Origin of the sequence: Mesorhizobium sp. M1423 (genome assembly GCF_040317575.1) — a bacterium.
In the GTDB taxonomy this organism is placed as follows: Bacteria; Pseudomonadota; Alphaproteobacteria; order Rhizobiales; family Rhizobiaceae; genus Mesorhizobium.
In genome coordinates, this window is sequence record NZ_JAMYKU010000092.1 from 1 (window position 1) to 572 (window position 572).

At 63.5% G+C, this 572-nt stretch carries 1 protein-coding gene; it reads left to right on the forward strand.

Annotation, left to right across the window (positions count from 1 at the left end; translation table 11 throughout):
• Window positions 1-572 (forward strand): aminotransferase class I/II-fold pyridoxal phosphate-dependent enzyme (locus NKG95_RS34220; protein WP_353043885.1); only part of this gene is annotated, 572 nt, incomplete at both ends.

Below are 572 nucleotides of genomic sequence, written 5' to 3' on the forward strand. Positions count from 1 at the left end.
CGGTTCCGGCTGATCGCCACCGACGGCGTGTTCTCGATGGATGGCATCATCGCCAATCTGAAGGGCGTCTGCGACCTCGCCGACAAATACGATGCGATGGTGATGGTCGACGACAGCCATGCAGTTGGTTTCGTCGGCAGGAATGGCCGTGGCTCGGCCGAACATTGTGGCGTCGAGGGCAGGGTGGACATCATCACCGGTACGCTCGGCAAGGCATTGGGCGGAGCGTCGGGCGGCTACACGTCGGGCAGGAAGCCGGTGGTCGACTGGCTGCGCCAGCGCTCGCGGCCCTATCTTTTTTCCAACACGCTGATGCCGGCGATCGCCGGCGCCTCGATAAAGGTCTTCGAACTGATCAAAGTCGGGGATGGATTGCGGAAGAGGCTCTACGACAATGCCGGGCATTTCCGGTCCGAGATGGGCAAGCTCGGCTTCACCCTGGCCGGCGCTGACCACCCGATCATCCCCGTGATGCTTGGCGATGCGACGCTGGCGCAGGAGATGGCGGCGCGGATGCTGAAGCGCGGCATCTATGTCATCGGCTTCTCGTTCCCGGTGGTGCCGAAGGGCCA